The sequence below is a fragment of the Burkholderia sp. F1 genome, assembly GCF_050813845.1.
Classification (GTDB): Bacteria; Pseudomonadota; Gammaproteobacteria; order Burkholderiales; family Burkholderiaceae; genus Burkholderia; species Burkholderia ubonensis.
Genome location: NZ_CP172423.1, coordinates 41076 through 66442 on the forward strand (window position 1 = coordinate 41076; position 25367 = coordinate 66442).

At 65.4% G+C, this 25367-nt stretch carries 22 protein-coding genes; 17 read left to right on the top strand and 5 right to left on the bottom strand.

The window, feature by feature from the left end:
• Positions 1–119: 119 nt before the first annotated feature.
• From ACFIMZ_RS34845 to ACFIMZ_RS34855, 3 genes are all read right to left on the bottom strand, one after another.
• Positions 120–1292 (bottom strand): porin, encoded by a 1173-nt coding sequence (locus ACFIMZ_RS34845; protein ID WP_431825808.1) that lies wholly within the window; start codon positions 1290–1292, stop codon positions 120–122.
• A gap of 152 nt (positions 1293–1444) precedes the next feature.
• Positions 1445–3289: an ABC transporter ATP-binding protein gene (locus tag ACFIMZ_RS34850; protein ID WP_431825809.1), complete on the bottom strand. Its 1845-nt coding sequence runs from the start codon at positions 3287–3289 to the stop codon at positions 1445–1447.
• 166 nt (positions 3290–3455) lie between these two features.
• Positions 3456–4484 (bottom strand): alpha/beta hydrolase family protein, encoded by a 1029-nt coding sequence (locus tag ACFIMZ_RS34855; RefSeq protein ID WP_431825810.1) that lies wholly within the window; start codon positions 4482–4484, stop codon positions 3456–3458.
• A gap of 108 nt (positions 4485–4592) precedes the next feature.
• Between ACFIMZ_RS34855 and ACFIMZ_RS34860 the strand changes: the two genes are divergently transcribed.
• The 4 genes from ACFIMZ_RS34860 (at position 4593) to ACFIMZ_RS34875 (ending at position 7497) form a co-directional block, all read left to right on the top strand.
• A complete protein-coding gene (locus ACFIMZ_RS34860; protein WP_431825811.1) occupies positions 4593–5189 on the top strand; it encodes a TetR/AcrR family transcriptional regulator in 597 nt (198 codons plus the stop codon).
• Between the two features lie 243 nt (positions 5190–5432).
• Entirely contained in the window at positions 5433–6092 is a 660-nt protein-coding gene (locus tag ACFIMZ_RS34865) for an HAD family hydrolase (RefSeq protein ID WP_431825812.1), read from the top strand.
• Between the two features lie 185 nt (positions 6093–6277).
• Positions 6278–6604 (top strand): hypothetical protein, encoded by a 327-nt coding sequence (locus tag ACFIMZ_RS34870; RefSeq protein WP_431825813.1) that lies wholly within the window; start codon positions 6278–6280, stop codon positions 6602–6604.
• Between the two features lie 299 nt (positions 6605–6903).
• Positions 6904–7497, top strand: coding sequence for a TetR/AcrR family transcriptional regulator (locus ACFIMZ_RS34875; protein WP_431825814.1), 594 nt, complete (start codon positions 6904–6906; stop codon positions 7495–7497).
• A gap of 41 nt (positions 7498–7538) precedes the next feature.
• Here ACFIMZ_RS34875 and ACFIMZ_RS34880 read toward each other — a convergent pair whose 3' ends face one another.
• The gene (locus ACFIMZ_RS34880) at positions 7539–8579 is read right to left on the bottom strand and encodes an iron-containing redox enzyme family protein (protein WP_431825815.1); all 1041 of its coding nucleotides are present in this window, start codon (positions 8577–8579) and stop codon (positions 7539–7541) included.
• Positions 8580–9453: 874 nt separating this feature from the next.
• On the opposite strand from ACFIMZ_RS34880, the gene ACFIMZ_RS34885 reads away from it, so the two are divergent.
• The 13 genes from ACFIMZ_RS34885 to ACFIMZ_RS34945 all read left to right on the top strand — a co-directional run bounded on the left by ACFIMZ_RS34885 (position 9454) and on the right by ACFIMZ_RS34945 (position 24388).
• Positions 9454–10254 carry a sterol desaturase family protein gene (locus ACFIMZ_RS34885; RefSeq protein WP_431825816.1) on the top strand — a complete coding sequence of 267 codons (801 nt, stop codon included), beginning with the start codon at positions 9454–9456 and terminating at the stop codon, positions 10252–10254.
• 122 nt (positions 10255–10376) lie between these two features.
• Positions 10377–11747, top strand: coding sequence for a 2-isopropylmalate synthase (locus tag ACFIMZ_RS34890; RefSeq protein WP_431825817.1), 1371 nt, complete (start codon positions 10377–10379; stop codon positions 11745–11747).
• 108 nt (positions 11748–11855) lie between these two features.
• Positions 11856–12881, top strand: coding sequence for a TauD/TfdA family dioxygenase (locus ACFIMZ_RS34895; RefSeq protein ID WP_431825818.1), 1026 nt, complete (start codon positions 11856–11858; stop codon positions 12879–12881).
• Positions 12882–13613, top strand: a complete 732-nt coding sequence (folE, locus tag ACFIMZ_RS34900) for a GTP cyclohydrolase I (protein ID WP_431825819.1) — start codon at positions 12882–12884, stop codon at positions 13611–13613.
• Positions 13614–14699: 1086 nt separating this feature from the next.
• Positions 14700–15527 (top strand): autoinducer binding domain-containing protein, encoded by an 828-nt coding sequence (locus tag ACFIMZ_RS34905; RefSeq protein ID WP_431825820.1) that lies wholly within the window; start codon positions 14700–14702, stop codon positions 15525–15527.
• 389 nt (positions 15528–15916) lie between these two features.
• A complete protein-coding gene (locus ACFIMZ_RS34910) occupies positions 15917–17332 on the top strand; it encodes a CoA transferase (protein ID WP_431825821.1) in 1416 nt (471 codons plus the stop codon).
• A 47-nt stretch (positions 17333–17379) separates the two neighbouring features.
• The gene (locus ACFIMZ_RS34915) at positions 17380–18150 is read left to right on the top strand and encodes an SDR family NAD(P)-dependent oxidoreductase (RefSeq protein WP_431825822.1); all 771 of its coding nucleotides are present in this window, start codon (positions 17380–17382) and stop codon (positions 18148–18150) included.
• A gap of 52 nt (positions 18151–18202) precedes the next feature.
• Positions 18203–18787, top strand: coding sequence for a chromate transporter (locus tag ACFIMZ_RS34920; RefSeq protein ID WP_431825823.1), 585 nt, complete (start codon positions 18203–18205; stop codon positions 18785–18787).
• A 5-nt stretch (positions 18788–18792) separates the two neighbouring features.
• Entirely contained in the window at positions 18793–19323 is a 531-nt protein-coding gene (locus ACFIMZ_RS34925; protein ID WP_431825824.1) for a chromate transporter, read from the top strand.
• A 71-nt stretch (positions 19324–19394) separates the two neighbouring features.
• Positions 19395–22067, top strand: a complete 2673-nt coding sequence (gene acnA / locus ACFIMZ_RS34930; RefSeq protein WP_431825825.1) for an aconitate hydratase AcnA — start codon at positions 19395–19397, stop codon at positions 22065–22067.
• Positions 22068–22251: 184 nt separating this feature from the next.
• Entirely contained in the window at positions 22252–22746 is a 495-nt protein-coding gene (locus tag ACFIMZ_RS34935) for a GNAT family N-acetyltransferase (RefSeq protein ID WP_431825826.1), read from the top strand.
• Positions 22747–23130: 384 nt separating this feature from the next.
• Positions 23131–23526 (top strand): hypothetical protein, encoded by a 396-nt coding sequence (locus ACFIMZ_RS34940; RefSeq protein ID WP_431825827.1) that lies wholly within the window; start codon positions 23131–23133, stop codon positions 23524–23526.
• A 322-nt stretch (positions 23527–23848) separates the two neighbouring features.
• Positions 23849–24388 (top strand): hypothetical protein, encoded by a 540-nt coding sequence (locus ACFIMZ_RS34945; protein WP_431825828.1) that lies wholly within the window; start codon positions 23849–23851, stop codon positions 24386–24388.
• A gap of 175 nt (positions 24389–24563) precedes the next feature.
• Here the strand turns inward: ACFIMZ_RS34945 and ACFIMZ_RS34950 are convergent, their stop codons facing one another.
• Positions 24564–25289 carry a pirin family protein gene (locus ACFIMZ_RS34950; RefSeq protein WP_431825829.1) on the bottom strand — a complete coding sequence of 242 codons (726 nt, stop codon included), beginning with the start codon at positions 25287–25289 and terminating at the stop codon, positions 24564–24566.
• Between the last annotated feature and the right edge of the window lie 78 nt (positions 25290–25367).

Below are 25367 nucleotides of genomic sequence, written 5' to 3' on the forward strand. Positions count from 1 at the left end.
TGCAACTAACGGTCTAGTCCGCCGGCGCCCGCCCGATCCGGCGGGCCAGCGGCATGACCACTGCGTTCGGGAATGCGGCCGGCACGTGCAGTTCGCGCGCGCCGGCCGCCGTCGATGCGTCAGAACTTGTGGCGGATGCCGACGACCGCGAGCTCCTGCGAATCCGTGCCGGAGTTCACGCCATACGAGCCGACCGTCGCCGCGGCCTTCACGATCGCGCCGCTCGCGTTCAGCGTATTGCCGCTCGCCTTCTGGTAGCCGAACAGCGCGTACAGGTCGGTGCGCTTCGACAGCGAGTAGTTCGCGCCGAGGTTGACCTGGTTGTAGTGCGCGGAGGTCGGGCCCGTCAGCGACGTGTAGTTGTAGCCGACGCCCGCGCGCAGCGCCGGCGAGAACTGCCAGTTGAAGTACGCCGAGCCGTTGTTGAACTTCGCGGTCTGGCTGAACACCGACAGCGTGTCCGCGCCGTACTGCGTGTTCGAGTAGGCGAGGCCGAAGGTTGCCGCGCCGAGCACGTACTGGCCGGCGACGCGCACGATCTGAATCGACTTCGCGCTCGAGAAGCCCTGGTTGATCACGGTATTGAAGAGCGTGTCCGAGCTGCTCGTCCATGTGCGCACGCCTTTCGCGTCCGTCGTGCCGCCGTTCGCGAAGAAGTAGCCGGCGCCGAGCGACAGCGGGCCGTTCGCGTAGCTCAGGCCGAAGCTGTAGGTGCGGCCGCTGCCGGTCGCGCCGGCGACGCCGCCGAAGCCGTACAGCGCGGCGAACTGGAAGCCGGAGATCAGCGGGCTCGTGTACTTCACCGAATTGCTGACGCGCAGGCTGTTGTCGTAGTTGTCGAGGTCGCCCGGCGTCGAGAACACGCCGCCGAAGTAGCCGTCCTCGGTGAGGCCCTGCACGAGATCGACGACCGGATCGTACTGGCGGCCGAGCGTCACGGTGCCCCATGTGTTGCTCGCCAGCCCGACGATCGCCTTGCGGCCGAATTCGCGCTGGCCCTGGCCGAGCGCGCCGTTGCCGATGTTGAAGCCGTTCTCCAGCTGGAACAGCGCGGAGAGGCCGCTGCCGAGATCCTCGATGCCGCGCAGCCCCCAGCGGTTGCCCGACAGGTTGCCGCTGCCGAACTTGACGAGATTCGATGCGTTCCCGCCGTTGGCGTCCTGTGCGTTGTGCACGTACGCGATGCCCGCGTCGACGATGCCGTACAACGTGACGCTGCTCTGCGCATGCGCGCCGGTGGCGGCGAGCGCGGCCGGCAGCGCGAGAAGGGCGAGTCGCTTGAATGATTGCATCTTCTGGTTTCCCCGGTGGTCGATTGGTGTGACGAATCGCTGAACGATACGGACCACGGACCATCAAGGAAACCAATAATTTCTCGAATGGATATGAAGCGCGGCGATCGTTGCGATCGCCGCGTGAATGGAAGGCCGGCAGGGCGCGCCGGCTACTGCACCGCCTCCGCCGTTTCGCCCAGAAACCCGCCGCTCTGATGCGCCCACAGCGCCGCATAGATGCCGCCTGCCTGCAGCAGCTGCTGGTGCGTGCCTTCCTCGACGATGCGGCCTTCGTCGAGCACGATCAGCCGGTCCATCGCCGCGATGGTGGACAGGCGGTGCGCGATCGCGATCACGGTCTTGCCGCCCATCAGGCTGCCGAGGCTGTGCTGGATCGCGGCTTCGACCTCGGAGTCGAGCGCGCTCGTCGCCTCGTCGAGCACGAGGATCGGCGCGTCCTTGAGCATCACGCGCGCGATGGCGACCCGCTGGCGCTGGCCGCCGGACAGCTTCACGCCGCGCTCGCCGACCTCGACGTCGTAGCCCTTGCGCCCGTGGCGATCGCCCAGCCGCTCGATGAAGTCCGCCGCTTCGGCCCGCGCCGCCGCGTCCCGCATGTCTGTTTCGCTCGCGTCCGGGCGGCCGTAGAGAATGTTCTCCCTCATCGTGCGGTGCAGCAGCGACGTGTCCTGCGTGACCATGCCGATCGCGCTGCGCAGGCTGTCCTGCGTCGCGTGGGCGATGTCCTGCCCGTCGATGAGGATGCGGCCGCCGCCCACGTCGTAGAAACGCAGCAGCAGGTTGACGAGCGTCGACTTGCCCGCGCCCGAACGGCCGATCAGGCCGATGCGCTCGCCCGGCCGGATCGTGAGCGTCAGGCCGTCGAACACCGGCTTGCCGTTGTCCTCGTGCGAGAAGCGCACGGTGTCGAACACGATCTCGCCGCGCCGCACGACGAGCGGCCGCGCGTCCGGCCGGTCGACGACGGCGCGCGCCTTCGTCAGCGTCGTGATGCCGTCCTGGATCGTGCCGACGTTCTCGAACAGCTCGGTCATCTCCCACATCACCCAGTGCGAATAGCTGGATAGCCGCAGCGCCATCGCGATCACCGCCGCGACCACGCCCGCGCTCGCCTCGCCCTGCGCCCACAGATAGAGCGCGAGACCGGTCGAGCCGACCAGCAGCGCGGTGGTCATCACGTGATTGGTGACCTCGAACGCGCTGACGAGACGCATCTGCGCATGGCCGGTGGCCTTGAACGCCTCCATCGCGTGTCGCGCGTGGTCGGCCTCGCGCCGCGTGTGCGCGAACAGCTTCACGGTCGCGATGTTGGAATACGCATCGGTGATGCGGCCCGTCATCATCGCGCGCGCATCGGCCTGCTCGCTGCCGACGTGGCCGAGGCGCGGCACGAAGTACCAGCACGCGGCGCCGTAGCCGATCGCCCAGACGGCGAACGGAATCATCAGCCGCCACTCGAAGCTGGCGGCCAGCAGCAGGATGCCGATCAGGTAGGCGGCCACGCCGACGAGCACGTCCACCGTCATGAACAGCGCGTCGCGGACCGCCAGCGCGGTCTGCATGATCTTGGTCGTGACGCGGCCCGCGAATTCGTTCGCGTAGAACGACAGGCTCTGGTCGAGCATCAGCCGGTGAAAGAGCCAGCGCAGCCGCATCGGGAAATTGATCGCCAGCGCCTGGTGCTTCGCCATCGTGTGCAGGCCGATCAGCGGCACGCTGCCGAGCAGGATGCCTGCATACGCGAGCAGCGTGCCGAGGTGCCGGTTGCGGAAATCGGCGGGCGTCGGGGACGACAGCCAGTCCACCACGTGTCCCATCATCGCGAAGAGCGCCGCTTCATACGCGGCCAGCGCGGCCGACGTCAGCGCGATCAGGAACACCCAGCCGCGCGCGCCTCGCGTGCACGCCCAGACGAATGCGAAGAACCCCATGGGCGGGGTGACGGGATCCTCGAGAGGAAAGGTCGGCAGGCGCCGTTCGAACCACGAAAACATCCAGTATCTCCTTGGCGCGGCGCCGGTGCATGTGCCGGAACCGCGGATGGGGAAGAGCGCCGGCGCGCTTCGTGAGCGACGCCGTGCCGGAAGTGAGCAGGGTACTGCAGAAGGCGCCCGCCCGTTGCCCGGTTGTCGGCCCGCGCGCATGCAGGCCGCTGCGGGCTTACTGCGCGTTGATCCAGCCGGCGATCATGTCGAGCGCGCCCGGCTCGTACGCGCGGCGCCCGAGACCCATGAACAGGGCCTTCTTCCACGCCGGCCAGTCGGATTCGAGCTGATAGTCGAACCAGCGCGCGCGCAGCAGCGCGTGCGTCGCGTCGGGCACCATGACGACACGCCGGTCGTCGCGATTGCCGAACGCGCGGCTGTACGCGTTCGCGTCGTCGACCGGATCGACGTTGCGGTCCTGCCCGCCCCACACGGCGAGTACGGGGCCCTGCATCGTCGCGAGCGCGCGCGACGCGTCTTCCGCGTAATTGCGCGCGATGAAGCCGAAGCGCCGCGGTTCGATGTCGGGCCGCACGCGCGGGTCGGCGCGCGCGTCCGGTCGGCCGAAGATCGCGTCGTTCGACTTGAGTTCGGCGGCGATCTGCGCGTCGATCCGGTCCGGCGCCGCGCCTTCGCGCTGCATGCGCTGCCGGGTCAGGTAGACGCCTTGCCGGCGCCAGTTGACGGCGCCGCCGACGATCACCGAGAACGCGGGCCGGACTTCGTTCGCGATGCGCGGGATCACCCAGCCGCCCTGCGAGAAGCCGAGCAGGCCGATCCGGGGCGCAGGGCCGACCGCGGCGCGCACGCGCGCCATCGCGGCGATCGCTTCGGCGGCCCGGTCCTGCATCGATTGCGCGAGCCAGTCGCCGCCGCTCTTGCCGATGCCCTGCTTGTCCCACGTGAACACGCCGATGCCGGCGTCGAGCAGGCTGTTGACGAGCGGCAGGTACGCGTCTTCCGAGAAGCGGTCGCGCGGCCCGTCGCCGTGGATCAGCAGCGCGACCGGCAAGTCGGTCGCGCGGGCCGGCAGCACCAGCGTGCCCGCGAGCTCGACGCTGCCCGAACGGAACGTCAGCGTCGATACGCGCGCGTCCTGGTTCAGTTCGAAGTCGGACAGGCCACGCAGCGCGCAGGCGCCGAATGCGACGAGTTGCGCCAGAACCACGGCGACCAGGATGCGGATGACGGTCGTTCGTTTCAATTTTTCGCCCTCGGATCGCCGGCTTGACGCGTGTCTGCCGTCGTTTAATAATAGATCGAGTAGTCAGTCTATTAAAGATTCAAGCCGACGTCCAGCAGGGAGCTCACCTTGAGAAAGATCGATCCGGAAAAAGTCGAAGCGAAGCGGCGTCAGATCCTGGACGCCGCGATCGAGTGTTTCGCGCGCAACGGCTTTCACGGCACGTCGACGGCGTCGATCTGCGCGGCCGCGGGCATGAGTCCCGGCAACCTGTTCCACTACTTCCCGACCAAGGCGTCGATCATCGAGGCGATTGCGCTGGAGGACCAGCGCATTACGGCCGACATCTTCGCGAAATGGTTCGACACGGAAGACGCGGTCACCGCGATCGAGGAAATCGCGCTCGAGCTCATGCAGCTCGCGAGCGACCCCGTCTATGTGCGCATCACCATCGAGATCGGCGTCGAGGCGACGCGCAATGAGGACATCGCGGCGCTGTTCGCCGCGAACGAGTCGCTCGTGAAGGGCCGGCTGGCCGCGCTGGTGAAGCGCGGCATCGCCCAAGGGCGCATCGACCGGACCCTGAAGCCGGACCTGACCGCCACCTGGCTGCTCGCGCTCACGGAAGGCGCGTTCATGCGCGTGGTGTCCGAGCCCGGCTTCAAGATGAAGGCGAACACGCAGATGCTCAGGCTGATCATCCAGCGGATGCTGCAGCCGCGATGAATCGCAAACCGCCCGTGCCGGGCGTCTCGAACAGGCGCTGCTGCCGTTGTCGGCATCGGCGACCGAATGGGCGCGACGCGATCCGGCCCGGTTCGAGCCCGCCGAAGGTGGTTGCCAGGACCGTCCGTAGGAGGAAATGGCCGGCATTCGACCTGTCACGCGGGCGGGGCCGGCGCAAACACGACAACTTCCACCTTCGCGCGTGCGGCGTGCGCACGCGCACACATGATCCGGAGTTCACACATGGATATCGATGCCGTCATCTTTGATTTCGACCTGACGCTGGCCGACTCGTCCGTGGGCATCATCGACTGCACGCAGCATGCGCTGCGTGAGCTCGGGCATGATGCCGCGGCGAGCGAGCAGATCCGCCCGGTGATCGGCCTGCCGCTGCAGGCGATGTTCCGTGCGTTGACCGGGGACGACCGGCCGGAGCAGGCAGACGAGTTCGCGCGCCGGTTCGTGGCGCGGGCGGACGAGATCATGGTTCCGTCGACGAAGATCTACCCGGAGGTGCCCGGCCTGCTTGCGCGGCTGCGCGAGCGCGGCGTGGCGACTGCGATCGTTTCGAGCAAGTTTCGCTACCGCATCGAAGCGATCCTCGACGTCGCGGACTTGCGTGCGTCGATCGACGTGATCGTCGGCGGCGAGGACGTGCAACGTCACAAGCCGGACCCGGAGGGGCTCGTGCTGGCGTTGTCGCGGCTCGAGGTGCCGGCGTCGTCGGCGCTCTATGTCGGCGACCACGCAGTCGACGCGCAAGCCGCGGAACGGGCCGGCACCCGCTTTGTCGGCGCGGTGAGCGGAACGACGTCGTTCGACGCATGGTCGAGCCTGGGCAAGGATGCGGTCCGGCGCGACCTCGGCGAGCTGGCCGACATCGTCCGCGGGCGGGCGTCCTGACTTGCGGCGGATTCCGCCGGCGAATGTGCGCGCCGCGCGATGACGACGGGCCGGGTGTATGTTCGCCGGACAATTGCGTCGCGTCTGCGTGGCTTGTATAAAAGAAGACACGCGTATCGCCGCCCGCCGTTTGCATCCGCAGAGGCGTTCGAGCGACGATCGACTATCGTCAAGGAGATTCGATCATGAACAGGATTCGCGTTGTCTCGGTGGCAATGGCGGCATCGATCGGCCTGGCGCTGGCGGGCGCGCCGATCGCGTTTGCGCAGGATGCGGCGCCGGAAGCCGCGCCGATGGCCAAGCCGACGCCCAAGGAACTCAGCAAGGCGCAGCGCAAGGCGGCGCGCAAGGCCGCCCGGGAAAAGCGCAACCAGGATCTGGGCGCCATCGAGAAGGACGGCTATCGGCTGACCGGCGACCGGTCCGGCTATCCGCTGAACACGCAAAACGGCGCAGCCAAGGCGGACGGCGCAAAGGCCACCAACGGCGCCGCGCCGTCGCCGGGGCAGTAACGGCCGCCGCGCTGCGCGGCAGGCGTGCCGCGCAGCGCATCACGCATCGTCTCGATGTCTCGCGCGCATTGCCATGCATGAGCGAGACGTATCCGTCTCGTGTGTCGTATGCCGCATGATCTGCTGACGCCGTCGCAGCGGACGCCTGGATAGACCCCTTTCCGGCAACGTCAGGTGCATCGCTTCACCGTCTCGTCCATTTTGCCGCAGCGTGGCGGCAGATAGACCGATCCGTTTATAATCGCGACGAGCCAGGGTCCGGACTTTCTTGCCGTCGGCCCAGCGGAAAGGTCACACCCATGAGCACCAAGCGACAGGACATCATCGATACGGCGACACGCCTATTTGCAGAACATGGCTACCACGCCGTCGGCACCGATCGGATCATCAAGGAGTCGGGCGTCGCGAAGATGACGCTGTTCCGCAATTTCCCGACCAAGAACGACCTCATTTCCGAAGTCCTGACGCAGCGGGCGCACCAGGCGCTGGCCTCCATGACGCACGCGGTGAGCACCAGGGGAACGCCCATCGAGCGCTTGCAGGAACTGTTCGAATGGCATGGCCGCTGGTTCAGGGCGCGTGATTTCTCGGGGTGCATGTTCGTTGGTGCGTTGTCCGAATTTCATTCCGATTCGGGCGAGATCATCCGCATCTCGGTCGCGCAGAAGGCGAACTTGCGCCTGTTCGTTCAGGGCCTGATGATCGACCTCGTCGAGCCGGCCGACGCAGAGCGCGTGGCCCGGCAGATCGTGATGCTCCTCGATGGGGCGACCATCGCGGCGGTGGCCGGGGATCGCAATCACGCTGCGCAGGATGCGTGGGAGGTCGCGAAGAACCTGATCGAGGAGCATGGCGGCGCCGCGTCGAAGCCACGCGGCGCACGGCGCGCCTGAGCGCGGCCGTGCCCCGGTGGCGCATCTCGCGCGGTGCTTCGTCAGGCAGCCTGGCCGTGCAGCATCGGCAGCGCCAGCAACCTGGCGTGCAGCGCGCTGTAGTAGGCGTCGCAGCTCGACAGCCGCCACGCGGCGCCGAACAGGATGTCGCCGGCGATCTCCGGCGACTGGCCGACGATCGGCGTGATCACGTTGGTCAGCCAGCCGTCGCCGTGAACGACGTCGATCGTGATGTGCTCGTCGTAGTAGCTCAATTCGCCTTCGCTGCCCAGCCCGACCCGTCTGCACCCGCTGACGAGTTTTTCATACTGCGCGGGGTCGAGCAGCTCGGTGATCGCCATCACACCCAGCAGCTTGAAGTAATGGGCGCGATTGACGCAGGCCAGCATGAACTGGTTGTGGCCCGCGAGCCCTTCCCATCCCAACACGCTCGCGTGGTTGTCGTCGGCCGGCCCGACGCCGACGACGTTCAGCAGATGCTGGAACAGGTTCACGTGGCTTTGCGCCGCATCGCCGCGCCCCGCTTCGTCCCAAAGGTTCTGCGCCAGTTCGCTGCGCGCCTCGCTGCGCGCGCCGATCATCGCATAGAGGAGCAGGTCGAAGAAGCGCAGGTTGAGCGCGCTGTCGCTGCGAAAGAACGCGACGATCTGCTCGCGCGACGCCTCCTTCTCGAGGAAGTCGAACAGAGGATGCGACACGACCGCGTGCTGTGACCACATGCGCTTGATCGCCTCGACGATCGAACGGCCGTCGGGCGCGGCAGGGGCGGCGACAGCCAGGCGCCGGCCTTCGCTGTCGAGCCATGCGCGTTCGATATGGCGTCGAACCTGCGTGAGCGTCGGGTTGAACTGATTGATCGCACGCGGTTCCGTTCCGTCGCACGTGTGCAGGTCGTAAAGCGCAAACAGCGCCCCGTGGACTTCCTCCAGCGCTTGCTCGTCGCGCTGCTCAAGCGCCTTGCCGAGTTCGGATCGAACCCGGGACAACAGGCGCTGGCTCCAGTCCGGATGGGCGTCGACGCGCTCGTCGAGGTCCACGGTGTCGCAAAGCAGCGAAATCGCCTGATGTAGGGGAAGCGTCAACGCGGCGTCCAGCACATTTCCTCGACATGCGTCTTCGCATGCCGGTCCGGCAGCGGTACGCGATACCACAATATCCTCTTGCATGATGTGATCGTCCGTAGATTTATTTTTTATTACTGATTGGCCAGTAGATTTTATGATTGTAATTGTTTTGACTGCTTTTTGTAATTTATGGTCTGGTCTGAAGCGGGCCGATCTTACACGATGCATCGTAATGAAATAAAAAAGTGGCGCCGGAATTGCGGACGCTGCACATAATAAGTTATGCAGACGGATGCGAGCCGAAAACCCGTTCCTCATTGCATAAATCGGGCGGGCAGCGTTTCCTGCCGACGCCCTGCATTGTCTGTTTGTTCTTATCGATGCACTTATTCGGTGCGTCGCATCCAGACCGTCTCGTCGGTCGATCATCCGGCGGACTATCAGGCTAGCAACAGCACTCGCGGCTTTCCACTGTCAATGTTTGCAACTGATATCCCTTGCTCGTCATTTTGTAAAGAAGGTATAAAGATTCAAAAGCAAGCCTTTCTCTATCTCGCTTACGAGGGGCGGAAAATATGTCTGAGAGTCGAAATGCCCGACGCGCGAAAGCGCCGTCCGGGGATGGGCCAATTCGTATTTCATTGCGCCGGGCGACGGGCAATGCGGAGAACCGCGATGCATTCGTTCCGGCTCGCCTGACACGCCTGACGCCGATCGCATCGCGCGACGCGTCGATCCCGCCCGCAGCAGCAAGCAGGAACTGATCGCGCCGCATCGGCGGGGCCGCAAGCCGGGCATGCCGGTTCGGATCATCCCGCCGAGGCTTCTCCTGAAAGCGTTTTTCATGGCAGTACCATTTTATTCAATAGTCCTTAGTTACAGAGGGGGTTTTATGAATGAGTTCGTGAAGTACCTGATCACGCATGGCCTGGTGATAAGCGGGGTGGCGTTCGTCATCATCTTCGCGCTCGAGCGGATCTTCCCGAAGTTCGACTATCCGCGCCAGCTCAACTTCAAGCGCGTCGTGCGCAACGTGATCGTCGGCGTGACGTATCGCGGGATCTTCTCGCCGGTCGTGATCGCGCCGCTGATGCTGTATGTGACGCGCGACCTGCCGTACCGCCTGCCGCGCCCGGACTGGTTCACCGGCGTCACCGCGTTCGTGATCGACATCCTCATCATGGACTGCCTGAACTACCTGATCCATCTGTCGGCGCACAAGATCCCGGTGCTGTGGCGATTCCATACGCTGCACCATCTGGACATGCACATCGATTCCACGACCGGATTCCGCCAGCATTTCGGCGAGAAGTTCCTGGTGCTCGCGATCCGGCTGCCGGTGATGTACGCGTTCGCGATTCCGTACAAGACCGTGATCGCGTTCGAAGTGATCTCGTTCTGCGTGACGACGTTCCACCACAGCAACATCAACATTCCGGAGAAGCTCGAGCGCGCGCTCAGCAAGATCTTCGTGATGCCGACCTTCCACAACATCCATCACGGACGGGAAGTCGAGTACACGGATACCAACTACGGCTTCATCTTCAGCATCTGGGACCGCCTCTTCGGCACCTACTCGATCGACTACCGGCCCGAGCAGTTCTCGAACGGCCTCGATCACCACGACGATTTTTCGGCGCCGAAATTGCTGTTCCTGCCGTTCACGACGAAGCCGGTCAAGGAATGGACGTAACCGGTCGGACGCCCCGACGGGAACTGGCCTTTCGACGATAGCGAGCCGCGCCGCCTGCCGGCCGAGCCGGCGGCGCGGCGCCGCGAATCCGTCCGACCCGTATCTCCAACAAGGAAAACATCATGCGCCCCAACATCATCGATTGCACGTTGCGCGAAGGATGCCAGACGATCCAGTGCTCGTTCGACATCGAACAGAGCGAAATACTGGCGAAGAAGATCGCCGAGTTCGGCGTCGACATGATCGAATGCGGACACCCGAAGATTTCCCCGTACGAGCTTGACCGCGTGCGGGCCGTGACACGCGTGTCGTCGCTGCCGGTGCTCGCCCACGCGCGATGCCGCGTCGAGGATATCGACGCCGTGCGCGAATCGGGCGCGGCCTGGGTCGGCATGTTCGCGTCGTTCAATCCCGTTTCGCTGGCGACGAAGTTCGGCGGCATGTCGAAGGACGACGTGCTCGACCTGTTCGAATCGTCGATCCGCTACGCGAAGCAGAACGGCCTGAAGGTGCGCGCCACCGTTGAGGATGCGGGACGGACCGATACGTCCGACCTGTTTCGCATCTACCAGGTCGCCATCGCGGCGGGCGCCGACCGGATCTGCTTCGCGGACAGCGTCGGCGCGCTGCTGCCGTCCGAAACCTACGAGATCCTCGCGTCGCTGCGCCACGAGTTCCGCTCGACGCAATTCGAATATCACGTGCACAACGATCGCGGCCTCGCGCTCGCGAACACGCTCGAGGCGATCCGCGCCGGCGTCGAATGGATCTCCACGAGCTGCAACGGCATCGGCGAGCGCGCCGGCATCACGGATACGTTCCAGCTGGCGGCGCTGCTGCAGGCGCGGTACGGCGACGCTACGCGCCGTCTGAACAAGTCGCGCGAGCTGTCGGAGCTCGTCAAGGTGTTCAGCCGGATCGACGGGTCGCCGATGCAGCCGATCGTGGGCGACAACATCTTCGCGCACGCGGCGAAGCTCCATCGCATCGCGTCGACGAAGGATTCGTCGGCTTACAACGTGCACGACGCGGCGTTGTCGGAAGGCGTCGAAGTGCTCGAGAAGTTTCCGCCGATGCACGAGCAGGAGCTGTTCCTGACGCCGTTCGAGAAATCGTCCACCGAGCTGCGCTATCACCGGCATGGCCCGGGCAAGCGGTTCGTGATGCTCGACCATCGGCTGCTGAGCGCTTCGCCGTTCTACTTCATCGCGCGCAAGGTCGAGGTCATCGCGGACAACGAGGAAGGGCACGTCGATACGCATCGCCACAACTGCGATTCGGTGTTCATGTTCCTCGGCGAGGACGAGGACTATCAGGGGCTGACCGTCGAGGTGACGATCTCCGGACAATCGCGCACGCTGACGAGCCCGGCCACCGCGTTCATTCCGTCCGGTGCGGAGCACTCGTATCGCTTCGTGGGCGGGAAAGGATCGTTCATCAATTTCGTGCACAAGGGCAAGTACGAGAAGAGCCTGCTCGACATTTCCGCGTAGCGTCTCGACGTGTCTCCCGTTGCTTCGGGCGAGACCGAAACAGGGCTTGGCGGGCGCCAGACAGGCGCACGCATGCCCTTCCCATTTTCATCATGGCCAAGGAGCACCATGAAATACGCTGAAGTTCAACGGCGCACGCACCGTCGCCCGCCCGCATGGTCGAAGCCCGACGCGCTCGAACTGCCCGGCGATCTCGCCGTGTCGGTGGAGGTCCTGCTCGATGCGATCGCCCGCGGCCGCGACGCGGAGTTCGACACGTACCTGCTCGACGCGATTCGCGAGCGCATCCATTACAAGCTCGAATTCGAAAGCGGCGCGATCCGGCATCAGAGCGCCGTGCTGGAACGGCTCGGCAAGGACGATTTTCATCGCGTGTTCTATCGCTTCTGCCGCTATCTCGGCCTGCCGGTCGCCATCAACAAGTCGGGCGACGTGATCAAGGAGGTCAAGGACGCCGGCCATCGCGATTCGGTGCTGGCGCCGGCGCGCGGCCACATGACCAACCAGGAGCTCGCGTTTCATTCGGATCGCGCGGACGTCACGGTGCTCGCGTGCTGGGAGCCCGCGACCGAGGGCGGCGAATTCAAGGTCTGCTCGTCGGCGCGGCTCGTCGAGCTGATCGAGGCGCGCCGGCCCGCGTGGCTGCCGTGGCTGACGAAGCCGATTCCGCATGACCTGCGCGACGAAGGCGGGATCGACAACGGCTATTGCCTGTTGCCGATCCTGACGGAAACGGACGACTCGTTCGTGGTGCGCTATATCCGCAAGTTCAACGAGTCGGTGAAGCGTCACGACATCGCGCTGCCGGAACCGGTGCGCGCGATGCTCGACGAGATCGACGGGCTGCTCAACAGCGACGGCATGTTCGTGCAGTTCGCGTTCGAGAAAGGGGCGCTCGTTCTGACGAACAACCACATCACGCTGCATTCGCGCAACGCATTCGTCGACGCGCCGCCGCAACAGCGCTGCCTGCTGCGCTGCTGGATCGCCAGCGAGCACACGCGGCCGTTGCCGCCCGCGTTCGAGCCGATCTTCCACAGCGTCGCGCCGGGGGTGCTGCGCGGCGGCATCGCGACGGGTTCGGTGCAGCCCGAATCGCCGGAAAGCGCCGGGCATGCCGTGGCGGAACGTTGAATGGGAACCTTGATCGACGTCCCCGGCAAAGCGCCGAACACGACCGACGACGGCGTGCCGCTGTCGCAACGCATCCGGCGCAGGCTGGTCAGCGCCGGCGCGCGGTTTCATGCAAACGACAACATCGCGGACTACCTGCGCGACGGTGAAGTCGATCTGCTGCAGCGCGAAGTCGAGCAGCACATGGAGCGCGTATTGCGTGCGCTCGTGATCGATGTCGACAACGATCACAACACGCGTGAAACCGCGCGCCGCGTCGCGAAGATGTTCGTGCGCGAGGTGTTCGCCGGCCGCTACGAAGCGGCGCCGGCCATCACCGAGTTTCCGAACATCGAGCGTCTGAACGAGCTGATCATCGTCGGCCCGCTGCGTGTGCGCAGCGCCTGTTCGCATCACCTGTGTCCCATCATGGGACGGGTCTGGATTGGCGTGCTGCCGAATGCGGTGTCGAACCTGATCGGCTTGTCGAAGTACGGCCGCCTCGTCAACTGGGTGATGACGCGTCCGCAGATCCAGGAGGAAGCCGTCAAGCAGATCGCGGACATGCTCGAAGCGCGCATCGCGCCGGACGGGCTGGCCGTCGTGCTCGACGCCGATCACTACTGCATGCATTGGCGCGGCACGAAAGACGACCAGGCGAAGATGACCAACAGCGTGATGCGCGGCAAGTTCCTCGACGATGCGGCGCTGCGGAGGGAATTTCTCGCACTGCTGGCGGCGCAGGCGGCCTGACGTGAAGCGGTTGGCGCCGGCTTGGCGGGATTCGACGCCGGCAGGGGGCGAGGCTGTCATTGCTGACTTGGGCTGTGCCCTGTTGTTGTGTTGCCTCGCCCCTGACGCTGCCCGGTCTTGCGTCTTCTCTCAGGTTCTCACGGGCCCTGCGATGTGGCTGCTCACGAAGCATTCGTTGCTTGCCTTCCCGGGCCGCCGGAAATACGGCCGGAAAGGCGAATAATCTGGAATACGCGTGCGAGCAGAATTTCGTGTATTTAAATGATACGGATGAGTATCACGCGAATAATCGTCGAACCCGCGTGGCTTGTCAAGCGGCCCGGCGATCGGCCGGGCGATGCACGGGCATGCGTTCCGGGACAGGACGTCCGATGGCCGGCGGTCGACGCGCGCCGCGACGGCGATCCGCGATCATTGAGTAGACGGGATCTACTAATAACGAAAAGGTCTTCGCATTGGCCGGCGAGCAGCAGGTGTCGATGCAGGCCAATTCGATTAAACGTGAATTACGGGTTCCGTTTGGTATTTGTGTTTAAAAAATAAAAACGCTTGACAACCAAACTGGCTCGAATCAGTATTTGTATGTAGATACGAAACGGTCTCATTATTTGGTTAATCCCGGGAAAATGACGTGCCATGCAAAGTTGCGGCGATTCGTCGATTTTCCGGACCGCCATTGCATGACGTGAGGTCGTGCGTTCGATCGCTGCTGATGTGACGATCAGTCAGGGGCGGCAGCCGCTTCGTCGTGACGGACGACGCACGAAGCAGCGGTAACGAAGGTTGCTGGTCAGTAATTGATATTCGTCTCTCGATTCCAATCCCATTCAGCGAATCGAGAGGAATGTGTAATTCAAGTGAAAGACGAATCGATTTTCATCCCGTTCATATTCGGGTGAGTTCCTGCGTCGCGATTCGCTCCTGTCTGCCGGATCAATCTAATAAAGCATCGCGTGGTAAATGCGGCCGCCGTTACGGAAATCCGTTGAATGGGCCGCGCGCTGTTGATGTCTTCGACGTCCTGCGTGAGCGCACGACGGAATGATGGTTTGCATTGTTCATGGGCCAATGAATGGTGGAGCGAAGATGGATCTCGATGATCAATATGGCGCCGATGTCGCGTCGTTTGCCGAACCGTTCGCGCGTCAGGGCGGGATGCAGGACGCGGTCCTGAATCGAAGCGACCTGTCGCACGGGCATCCGCAACACGTTTGCCGGCGCGAACCCGATTCGTGGGACCGGGCCGACAACCCCCAGGTGCTGCTCGACGTGGCGCTGCCGCTCGCGCGGGATCTCGGGTTTCAGTATGTCGGCTATGTGTTCAGCACGTCGCTGCCGGTGTCGTCGCCGCGTACGCAGTCGATCAGCAATTTTCCGGCCCCGTGGCGGGAATGGGAAAGGGCGCGCAGCACGCTCGAATGCAATCCGATCATCAGGCGGTGCCGGGCGTCGGTGCGTCCGCTGGTATGGGACGACACGTCGTTCGACAGTGCGCTGTCGTTTCGGGCGGCACTGGGCCGCGCCGGTGTTCGCAGCGGATGGTCGCAGCTCGTGCGCGACGGTCGCGGAAGCTGGGGCGTGCTCACGCTGGGCCGCACGGCGCCGCATCCGGCGTCGTGCCGGCCCTACGACGTCGAGCCGAGGCTCGTCTGGCTCGCCCAGACGTTTCACTACCACTTGAGCCGGATGTGCCGCACGGGGCCGGTGGGCGGGAACGAGATCCATCTCACCGAGATGGAGAAAACCATCCTGCGCTGGACCATCGACGGCAAGACGTCGGGCGAGCTGGCCATGATTCTCGACGTGTCGGTCCGGACGGTCAATTTCCACGTGCAGAACATCCTCATGAAGATGAATACCTGCAACAAGACCGCCGCCGCCGCGCAGGCCGCATTGCTCGGGTTGCTGTACTGACCGGCGACACGCGGTCGCGCCTGGCGAGCGGATTCGGGTTTGTGTTCAATCCAAGCAATTAATTGCCGCGCCTGAAACGCGATGCGTCGTCGTACGGCTCGATCAAGCGTGACTGGCTGGTTGAAATTAATGAAATCGAAAAGATTTATTCAGGAATGTGACAGGCGGGAATCCGGCCATTCGTCACCTGTCCGGCCTTGTCGGGCGGCGCGCTGCCTGCACCGAAGCAGCCAAAGCCAACGACGTGCGCGAGTTTCCGCTGAATAGTCGATTCAGAAAGGAAAATGGCTGTTGCGCAAAAAGATATCTTGATTCGCTGAATCAAGATTGACGCTCAAAGTTGCCGACGAATAGACTTTTTTTACCCTATATATGAATCAGGAAGAGTCATGTCTGAACACGCTTCGACATCGGCGCTTGAACAGGCCGGCAGCGCATGCACGGACGCATATCTGCGTGACATCTGGCAGGCGCTGAACGGAGATGCCGATCGTCTGAACACACTGAAGTTCACCGGCACGGGCGTGCTGCCGTCCGCCTTTCCCGTCACCGATTTCGCGTCCGCCGCGGTCGGCGCGGCGAGCGTCGCGCTCGCGGAGCTCGTGCAGCAGGCACACGGCGCGTTGCCTGCCGTCGAAGTCGACCGGCGCTATGTGTCGCTGTGGTTCGGCACGTCCTTGCGTCCGCGCGGCTGGGAAGTGCCGCCGCAGTGGGACGTGATCGCGGGCGACTACCGTGCGTCCGACGGCTGGATCCGGCTGCACACCAATGCGCCGCACCATCGCGACGCCGTGCTCGCGGTGCTGCGCACGCCGCTCGACAAGACGGCCGTCGCGCAGGCGGTCGCGCGCTGGCGGAAGGACGAACTCGAAGCCGCGGTCGTCGAACAGGGCGGCTGTGCGGCGGCGATGCACACGCAGGACGAATGGGCCCGCCATCCGCAGGGGCTCGCGGTGCGGGCCGAGCCCCTGCTGATTCACGACACGGTGAGCGTCGAAGGGCCGCGGCCTCTGTGGACCGTGCCGGCCGCGCGGCCGCTGCAGGGCGTGCGTGTGCTCGACCTGACGCGCATTCTCGCGGGGCCGGTCGCAACGCGCTTTCTCGCGGGCTTCGGCGCAGACGTGCTGCGCATCGATCCGATCCACTGGGACGAACCGAACACGGTCCCCGAAGTCGTGCTCGGCAAGCGCTCCGCGCGCGTCGACCTGAAATCGGGAGAGGGGCGCGCGGTGCTGCGGCGCCTGATCCGCGACGCCGACGTGATGGTTCACGGCTACCGGCCTGATGCGCTCGATCGCCTCGGCTTCGACGCCGACGAGCGGCGGCGGATCAATCCGGGGCTCGTCGACGTGTCGCTCGACGCGTACGGCTGGAGCGGGCCGTGGCGCGGGCGCAGGGGCTTCGACAGCCTGTTGCAGACGAGCACGGGCCTCGTCGAGACGGCGATGCGCGTGAAGGGCGCGGATCGTCCGGTTCCGCTTCCCGTGCAGGCGCTCGATCACGGCACCGGTTATTTCCTCGCCGCCGCGGCGCTTCGCGGGCTGACGCGCCGACTGGCGACGAACGCGGGCACGCGAACGCGCGGATCGCTGGCGAGAACGTCGCTGCTGCTGTCGTCGGGCGGCCTGCAGGCGCCGGAGCGCGCGCTGCTCGCACCCGAGCAGCCGGTCGACCTGGACGCATGGATCGAGGAGACGAGCTGGGGCAACGCGCAACGCGTGCGGGCGCCGGCGCGGGTCGACGGCGCACCGATGCGCTGGGCGCATCCGGCGCGCGCGCTGGGTTTTTCGAGCGCGACGTGGTAACCGCATCAATCGATACGGATCTCTTACTTTCAACACGGAGCATGAACATGAGTCAGGTAGTCGTAGTCAGCGGCGGCGGTACCGGCATCGGTCTCGCGACCGCACGCCATTTCGCGCAACGCGGCGCGCAGGTGGCGATCGTCGGGCGTCGCGCCGACGTGCTCGCACGCGCGGCCGAACAGATCGGCAATGCATTTCCGGATGCGCCGGGCGTGGTGCCGCTGGTCGCGGACCTGGCGGTGCCGGAGCAGGTGGAAGCGATCGTGCGCACGCTGACCGCGCGATTCCCGACGGTCGACGCGATCGTCAACGCGGCGGGCGGGCACGTGCTGCGGCAATCTCCACCCGACGCCTATGCGGACGGCCTCGCGGGCGTCGCGCGCCGCTGGACCGACAACTTCCGCAAGAACACGCTGTCGGCGGTGCTGCTGACGGAAGCGCTGCTGCCGCATCTGCGCCAACCGGGCGGGCGCATCGTGTTCCTGAGTTCGATCGCCGCGTTTCGCGGCTCGGGCGTGGGCTGCTACGGCGCGTCGAAGGCCGCGCTGCATCCGTATACCGCCGATCTCGCGAAGGCGCTGGGGCCCAAAGGCGTGACCGTGAACACGGTGGCGCCCGGCTTCGTCGCGGACACGGAGTTCTTCGGCGCGGCGCTGTCCGACGCGCAGCGCAAGGACAAGGTGGCGGAATCGCTGAACGGTCGCGCGGGCACGCCGGACGATATCGCGAGCACGATCGGCTGGCTCGCGTCGCCCGACGCGCTGCATGTCACGGGCCAGGTGATCCAGGTCAACGGCGGCGCCGAACGCAGCCGCTGACCGAAAATCGAGGGCGCTTCCTCCAACGATATCCCTTTCCCGCAGACCGCACATGGACCACACCAATGTCACGAACGTCGCGGAACCGGCCAGTGCGTCGGGGCGCCGATCGATCTCCGCCGCCGAGCTGTTCGTCACGTTCTCGCTGATCGGCCTGTGCGGTTTCGGCGGCGTGATTCCGTGGGTGCGGCGTACGCTCGTCGACCAGAAGCATTGGCTCGACGATCGTGAGTTCACCGAACTGCTGAGCATCGGGCAGATCCTGCCGGGCGCGACCGTCACCAACCTGTCGGTCATCTTCGGCTACCGCTGCCAGGGCGTGTCCGGTGCGCTGGCGGCGGTGCTCGGAATCCTGGCGCTGCCGATCGCGATCGTGCTGCTGCTCGCGACCGCGTACCGGCATTACATGACGGTGCCCGGCGTGCAGGGCGCGCTGCACGGGATGGCGCTGGTCGGCACCGGGCTCGTGCTCGCCACGGGCATCCGGCTCGCGCTCGGCCAGCCGAGGCTGTGGCGCGTGCTCGCGTTCGGCGGGCTGACGTTCGTCGTCATCGGCGTGCTGCACTGGCCGTTCGCGGCGATGGCGGTGCTCGTGCCGGCCGCGGTGGCGTTCGAAGCACGCGCACAGCGACGGTGAGCGCCATGGATACGCTCCTCTCCCTCGCGCGCCATTTCCTGCTGATGTCGCTGCTCGCGTTCGGCGGCGGCAACGTGACGCTGCCCGAGACGCACCGGTACCTGGTGGATGTCATGCACTGGATGACCGACGACCAGTTCACCGCGCTGTACGCGATCGCGCAGGCCGCGCCCGGTCCCAACATGCTGTTCGTCGCGCTGTTCGGCTGGCAGGTGGCGGGCGTCGCCGGCGCGCTGGTGTCGATGTTCGCGATGTGCGGGCCGTCGTCGCTGCTGGCGCTGCTGGTCGAGAAATACGCGCCGCTCTACCGCGACGAGCGCTGGTACAAGGTCGTCCGCAGCGCGCTCGCGCCGATCACGATCGGCTTGCTGCTGGCGACCGGCTACGTGCTCGCCGCGAGCACGGTCCACGCGGACAACCGGCTCGCGGATCTCGTGCTGTGCGGCGCGGCGGTGCTGCTGTGCCTGAAGAGCCGGGTCAATCCGCTCTGGTTCGTGTTTGCGGGCGGGCTGGCGGGCTATGCCGGCCTGACCTGAGCGCCGGTCCATCGGTTCATGCGTCCGTGCGCGCTCGCGCGCGGCATTTCGTTTTTCCTGTTCACGACATCATGGTCAATCTGCGCGACTTCATCCGGCGCTTTCCGGGCTCGGATGACACGAATCTCCGTTTCGTTTCCCTGCGCGACGTGACGCGCCGCTATCCGCGCGTCGCGCGTTTTCCGGTGACGGTGCGCATCCTGCTGGAGGCAGCGCTGCGCCATGCCGCGGACGATCCGCTGGGCGCGGCGACGCCCGGCGGCCTGCTCGACTGGCGGCCGGGCAGCCACGCCGAAATCCCGGTCTGGGTGTCGCGCGTGCTGCTGCAGGACGCGTCGGGCATCCCGCTGCTCGGCGACCTCGCCGCGATGCGCGCGGCGGCGGTGCGCGCTGGCGTGCCGGCCGGCGCGATCCGGCCGCGCCTGCCGATCGATCTCGTCATCGATCATTCGGTCGTCGTCGACGCATACGGCGACGCCGAGGCGCGGCTGGCCAATCTGGCGACCGAATACCGGCTCAACGACGAGCGCTTCCGGTTCGTCAAATGGGCGACGCAGGCGTTCGACAACCTGCGCGTGTTTCCGCCGGGCAGCGGCATCGTGCATCAGATCAATCTGGAGTTCGTCGCCGGCGTGATCGCGGAGCGCGACGGCTTCGTGTTCCCGGATTCAGTCGTCGGAACGGATTCCCATACGACGATGATCAACGGGCTCGGCGTGCTCGGCTGGGGCGTGGGCGGGCTCGAAGGGGAAATCGCGCTGCTCGGCGAGCCGCTGTACCAGCGCGCGCCCGACGTGGTTGCGGTGCATCTGACCGGACGGCTGGGCGCTGACGTGTGCGCCACCGACGCCGCGCTGCATCTCACGCATGCGTTGCGCGGGTTCGGCGTCGTCGGCAAGTTTCTCGAGTTCGTCGGGCCGGGCGCGCGCGCGCTGTCGCTGCCCGACCGTGCGACGATCGCCAACATGGCGCCGGAATACGGCGCGACGACCGCCTATTTCAGCGTCGACGACGCGACGCTCGCGTACCTGCTGCAAACCGGCCGCCCGGCCGCAGCCGTCGAACAGATTCGCGCGTACTACACGGAGCAGGACCTGTTCGGCATTCCGGATGCGAACGAGCTGGATTATTCAGATGTTCTGACGATCGACCTGTCGGCGGTGCGGCCGACGCTCGCGGGGCCCGCGCGGCCGCAACAGAAAATCGCGCTGGCCGACGTGCCGGCCAGCCTGCCGAATGCGCAGCAAGCGCCGGATGCGAACCCGCCCGACGCGTCGCGCCCGGACCACGGCGCGGTGGTGCTGGCCGCGATCACGTCGTGCACGAACACCGCCAATCCGTCGGCGATCCTGGCCGCCGGGCTGCTGGCGCGCAACGCGGCGGCGCGCGGCTTGAAGCCGCCTCGCTATGTGAAGACCGTGCTTGCGCCCGGATCGCGCGCGGTCGCGCGCTATCTCGAGCGCGCCGGATTGCTGAAGCCGCTTGAAGACCTCGGGTTCTTTGTCGCCGCCTATGGATGCGCGTCCTGCGTCGGCAATACCGGTGCGCTGGCCGCCGGCGTCGAGGACGAGATCCGGGCGCGCAACCTGACGGTGGCCGCGGTGCTGTCGGGCAACCGCAATTTCGAGGGCCGCATTCATCGAGACGTGAAGGCCAACTATCTCGCGAGCCCGGCGCTCGTCGTCGCGTTTGCGCTGGCGGGAACGGTCACGCGCGATCTCGACGTCGAGCCGCTCGGCCGCGATTCGGCGGGCGCGCCGGTGTTCCTTGCCGACCTGCAGCCGAGCGCGGCGGAGCTCGATGCGCTCGTCGCGGCGGTGGTGGACGAGCGTGCGTACGCCGGCCTGTATCACGACGCGGGCGGCGCCGCCGGCGAGTGGGCGCGCATCGCGGCGCCCGGCGGCGCGCTGTTCGCGTGGAACGATGCGTCGGACTATTTCGTCGAGCCGCCGTTCTTTGCGCCGCTTGACGGCGCGCCCGGCCCGGCGCCGGTGCGGGGCGCGCGCGTGCTCGGCGTATTGGGCGACGGCGTGACGACCGACCACATCAGCCCCGTCGGCGACATCGCGGACGACAGCGTTGCCGCGCAATACCTGCGCGCGCGAGGCGTCGCGCCGCACGAATTCAACAGCTACGGCGCGCGGCGCGGCAATCATCACGTGATGATGCGCGGCACGTTCGCCAATCCGCGCCTGCGCAATCGGGTGACCGGCGACGGCTTCGCGCGCTCGGCGCGCGACGGCGCGAGCCGCAGCCTGTTCGAGGTCGCGGTCGAGAACCAGCAGGACGGCGTCCCGAGCGTGATCGTCGCGGGCGACGCGTACGGTTCAGGCAGCGCGCGCGACTGGGCCGCGCGCGGCACCGCGCTGCTCGGCATCGCGGCCGTGATCGCGCGCGGCTTCGAGCGGATTCATCGCAGCAATCTCGCGCTGCTGGGCGTGTTGCCGGTCGAGGTGCCCGCGTCGAGCGCGCTCGATGCGATCGCGTGGACCGGCGCGGAGCGCATCGACATCGAGTTCGATGCGGGAACGTCCGCGCTGCGTCCGCCGGCGACGGTCGTCGTGTCGCGGGACGGCGCGGAGCTGGCCCGCGTCGCCGCGACGCTGCGCATCGATACGGCGGCCGAGTGGGGGTATCTGCGCGGCGGCGGTGTGTTGCGCTCGGTGTTTGCGCGGCATCTCGCGGCGGCGCGGGACTGGATGGCCGGTGCGCCGGCGGCGTCGGAATCCGGCGTCGCGGCGTAGCGCGGGCGTTCGCGTTCGCGTCAAAACGAAAGGTTCATCGCGGAATTGCGGGGAGCGCGGGGCAGAGCGTCGGGGATCGGCGGCCAGTTCCGGCCGTTCGGCATCTCCCACAACATCGTTGACGATCTGCGGCGGCATCCGTATTTTGACGGAACCCCTCAGCTCCGGAATGACGGAACAGGCGATGCCCACTCTACGCCGAGCGACAGTGGAGGACGTTCCACACCTCGCACAAATACTGAACGACGCAACCGCCTACAAGCTCAAACACGGCGATTCCGCTTGGGCTCACAGAGAGTGGACCGATACGAAGATCCGGCAGAGTCTCTGGCAAAGCGAAGTGTATGTGATCGATCAGAGCGACGTGCCGGTCGCGACGTTCTCGCTTTCATGGCAGGACGAAGCGTATTGGGGCCCCCAGGACCCGGTTGCGGGTTATCTGCATCGACTCTCCGTATCCAACGATTTCCATGGTCGTGGGCTTGGCGGCCTCGCAATCGATTGGTGTGTCCGCCAGGTGCGCGCCAAAGATCGACGTTACCTCAGGCTCGATTGCGATCCGAGAAATACGAAGCTGTGCGCATACTACGAGTCTTTCGGGTTCGTGCGCGTCGACGTTAGGCCATTTCCTAGCGGCTATGTCGCATCGCTATACGAAAAGGCGGTGGCGATCTCGTGAGACAGCATCCGGCCGGGATGGAATGGACGCCGCCCTCCCTTCGGGGATGCAGTGCTCCAATTGGCTCAAGTTTCCGTCGCAACGGCCGTTAGGCCAAGATATCGCTTAGCGTTGAAGCACGCCCTTCGCGTTTCCGGCGAAGGACGAACGGCACACAACTGATTTCGATTATCGAAGCCCCGACATCCGGAGGCTCATGCGCGGATTGCAGTGTTCGGTGCTTTGGCGACAATCTCGCGAATCCCTGCCAATCCTCATTACGCGCCATACAAAGACATGCGTCACGCTCGCTTGCTTCTCGCTCTATGGACTTGCACCATCTGCCTGATCGTGCCCCCGGCATTTGCGCAAAGTACTGATATGACGGAGGAGGAATTAAGCCGCATGACCGGCGTCGATCCACTGTGGGTCCACATCACCCCCTGTCTCGAGAGGTCAATCCTTGAACAGGGCCTGGCGAGGCAACGTGCGGACGGCGTAACCCTGAACCAGCTGCGTGAAGAATTTGCGGATCAGTCGGCAAGCAATCCCGAGATCGACGGATTCATCGCCAGGTTCTATGGCCTCAAAGAAACCGCGATTCCTGACGAGATTCGACAAAGGCACGATGCCTGCGTCGCGAAGATCATTGGAGCCCCTGTCGAGCGCGTCGACGCATGTTACGTACGCAACTACGCTCCATACCTGCAAACCATGTTTGGCGCACATCCGCAGGCGGCAGACCAACTCGGCACAAGAACCGCTTACATCGCATGCCTGAAAGCGGCAAAAGAGGAATGACCGTGACCAGGCACCAGCGGATGAACTGCCCCGGACGGACTTCAGGGTTCAGCCGGAAGTCGACGTTCGACGTGGCGGGGCAGGTCGTTGACATTTGACGGACCAGGTTGCGCGTTCAACTTCGCACAATAGTCCTTGCCCGGAGACGCGCGATCTGGTCTCACCCTCAAGCGATGCAATCCGCAACTGGAGACCTTGGCGCAAGCGCAGCTTGACTGCCGCCCGCCAGAGAGCCTGCGAAAAAACACGCCCGCTCCGGGGAAGGGCTGGGAGGGCAGTGAAGAACAAAACTTTCCACTCAAGCCATTAAAAGGAGAAGGTGTTGAAGAAACGCTTCGCGTTGTGTTTATCGTCATTGGCCGGCGTCGCCTGCGTACTGGCTGGTTGCGCCAACGTCCCCTCGGACCCGAATACCCTTGCGGACCTGCAAGGTTCGTATGACGTCGTCGACCAGTTCTCGTATAAGAACACGCACGCCACGCGCATCGACATCCACTTCCTGCCGCCTGACGCGCAGGGCAAGACCCGGGCGGATCTGTCGATTTACGATGGCGAGCGCGTGCAACAATACCGCCTGGACGATTGCGGCTATCCGGGCGACCGCATCGCGCACGGCCTCGCCCACAGCGATGAGCCCCGCGCCTCGGAGGTGATCCGCTGCGTCAGCGGCGGGGACAGAAGTCGCCCCGGGTTCGTTCTGATCCGAAGCCTCGACGGCCATAGGCTCGTTTTCCATCCGGACGGGGGGCTGATTTCGTCGCTAACCCATCCCCCTCTCTATTCCGATACCGGACTGATGGCGATCGTCAGCTGGGCGCCCGTGTGGAAGTCGGGATTTGTGATAAAGCGCGCAGATCACTAGAGTGGCCATTTTGCGCGATGGTCAACGGCAACCCGGGGCCGGTTACGAATGGCGGCTTTGCGAAATCGTGACTCTCTCCCTCGGGCCGGTAAGCGGCATCCACGGAGAGCCAGACAAAAGGCCCCGCATCGCTGCGGGGCCTGCGCCGGAAGCCGGCATCCGGCGCATCACGACGTCACGCCCATTCGGCCGTCGCTTCGACCGGACGCAGGTCGAACACCAGCACCTCGGCGTCCTTGCCGTCCGCGAACGCCAGCGCTTCTTCGCCGCGCACGCGCGCCCCGTCGCCTTCGCCGAGCGTCACGCCGTTGACCGTTACGCTGCCGCGTGCAACGTGCACGTACGCAAACCGGTCGGGCGGCAGCGCGAGCGTCGCGCGTTCGTCGCCGTCGAACAGGCCGGCGTAGATCCGCGTGTCCTGCCGGATCTTCAGCGACCCGGCCGCGCCATCCGGCGACACGACCAGCACGAGCCTGCCGCGCTTGTCTTCGGCCGGCAGGTTCGTCTGCTGATAGCGCGGCTGCGCGCCTTTCTCCGACGGCCCGACCCAGATCTGCAGGAAGTGCACCTGCGCTTCGCGCGAGTGGTTGAACTCGCTGTGGCGCACGCCCGTGCCCGCACTCATCAGCTGCACGTCGCCCGGCACGATCACCGAGCCCGTGCCCATCGAGTCCTTGTGCTCGAGCGCACCGTCGAGCACGTACGACAGGATCTCCATGTCGCGGTGCGGATGCGTGCCGAAGCCGTGGCCCGGCATCACGCGGTCGTCGTTGATCACGAGCAGGTCCGAGAAGCCGACTTGCTGCGGATCGTAGTAGTTCGCGAACGAGAACGTGTGACGGGAACTGAGCCAGCCATGTTCGGCGCGGCCGCGTTGGTTTGCTGCCCGGATCTCAATCATTTTGTTTGTCCTCAAAGTCGCCGAACCGCGAAAGTGGGCTCGGCCGATCGTTGAGATGAAGCTTAAGTCAATCGAATT

Bases quoted from the DNA above. Each gene is read 5' to 3' on its own strand.
- ACFIMZ_RS34845 (WP_431825808.1), bottom strand. From the start codon at position 1,292: ATGCAATCATTCAAGCGACTCGCCCTTCTCGCGCTGCCGGCCGCGCTC.
- ACFIMZ_RS34850 (WP_431825809.1), bottom strand. From the start codon at position 3,289: ATGTTTTCGTGGTTCGAACGGCGCCTGCCGACCTTTCCTCTCGAGGAT.
- ACFIMZ_RS34865 (WP_431825812.1), top strand. From the start codon at position 5,433: ATGGATATCGATGCCGTCATCTTTGATTTCGACCTGACGCTGGCCGAC.
- ACFIMZ_RS34870 (WP_431825813.1), top strand. From the start codon at position 6,278: ATGAACAGGATTCGCGTTGTCTCGGTGGCAATGGCGGCATCGATCGGC.
- ACFIMZ_RS34875 (WP_431825814.1), top strand. From the start codon at position 6,904: ATGAGCACCAAGCGACAGGACATCATCGATACGGCGACACGCCTATTT.
- ACFIMZ_RS34885 (WP_431825816.1), top strand. From the start codon at position 9,454: ATGAATGAGTTCGTGAAGTACCTGATCACGCATGGCCTGGTGATAAGC.
- ACFIMZ_RS34890 (WP_431825817.1), top strand. From the start codon at position 10,377: ATGCGCCCCAACATCATCGATTGCACGTTGCGCGAAGGATGCCAGACG.
- ACFIMZ_RS34895 (WP_431825818.1), top strand. From the start codon at position 11,856: ATGAAATACGCTGAAGTTCAACGGCGCACGCACCGTCGCCCGCCCGCA.
- folE (WP_431825819.1), top strand. From the start codon at position 12,882: ATGGGAACCTTGATCGACGTCCCCGGCAAAGCGCCGAACACGACCGAC.
- ACFIMZ_RS34905 (WP_431825820.1), top strand. From the start codon at position 14,700: ATGGATCTCGATGATCAATATGGCGCCGATGTCGCGTCGTTTGCCGAA.
- ACFIMZ_RS34910 (WP_431825821.1), top strand. From the start codon at position 15,917: ATGTCTGAACACGCTTCGACATCGGCGCTTGAACAGGCCGGCAGCGCA.
- ACFIMZ_RS34915 (WP_431825822.1), top strand. From the start codon at position 17,380: ATGAGTCAGGTAGTCGTAGTCAGCGGCGGCGGTACCGGCATCGGTCTC.
- ACFIMZ_RS34920 (WP_431825823.1), top strand. From the start codon at position 18,203: ATGGACCACACCAATGTCACGAACGTCGCGGAACCGGCCAGTGCGTCG.
- ACFIMZ_RS34925 (WP_431825824.1), top strand. From the start codon at position 18,793: ATGGATACGCTCCTCTCCCTCGCGCGCCATTTCCTGCTGATGTCGCTG.
- acnA (WP_431825825.1), top strand. From the start codon at position 19,395: ATGGTCAATCTGCGCGACTTCATCCGGCGCTTTCCGGGCTCGGATGAC.
- ACFIMZ_RS34935 (WP_431825826.1), top strand. From the start codon at position 22,252: ATGCCCACTCTACGCCGAGCGACAGTGGAGGACGTTCCACACCTCGCA.
- ACFIMZ_RS34940 (WP_431825827.1), top strand. From the start codon at position 23,131: ATGACCGGCGTCGATCCACTGTGGGTCCACATCACCCCCTGTCTCGAG.
- ACFIMZ_RS34950 (WP_431825829.1), bottom strand. From the start codon at position 25,289: ATGATTGAGATCCGGGCAGCAAACCAACGCGGCCGCGCCGAACATGGC.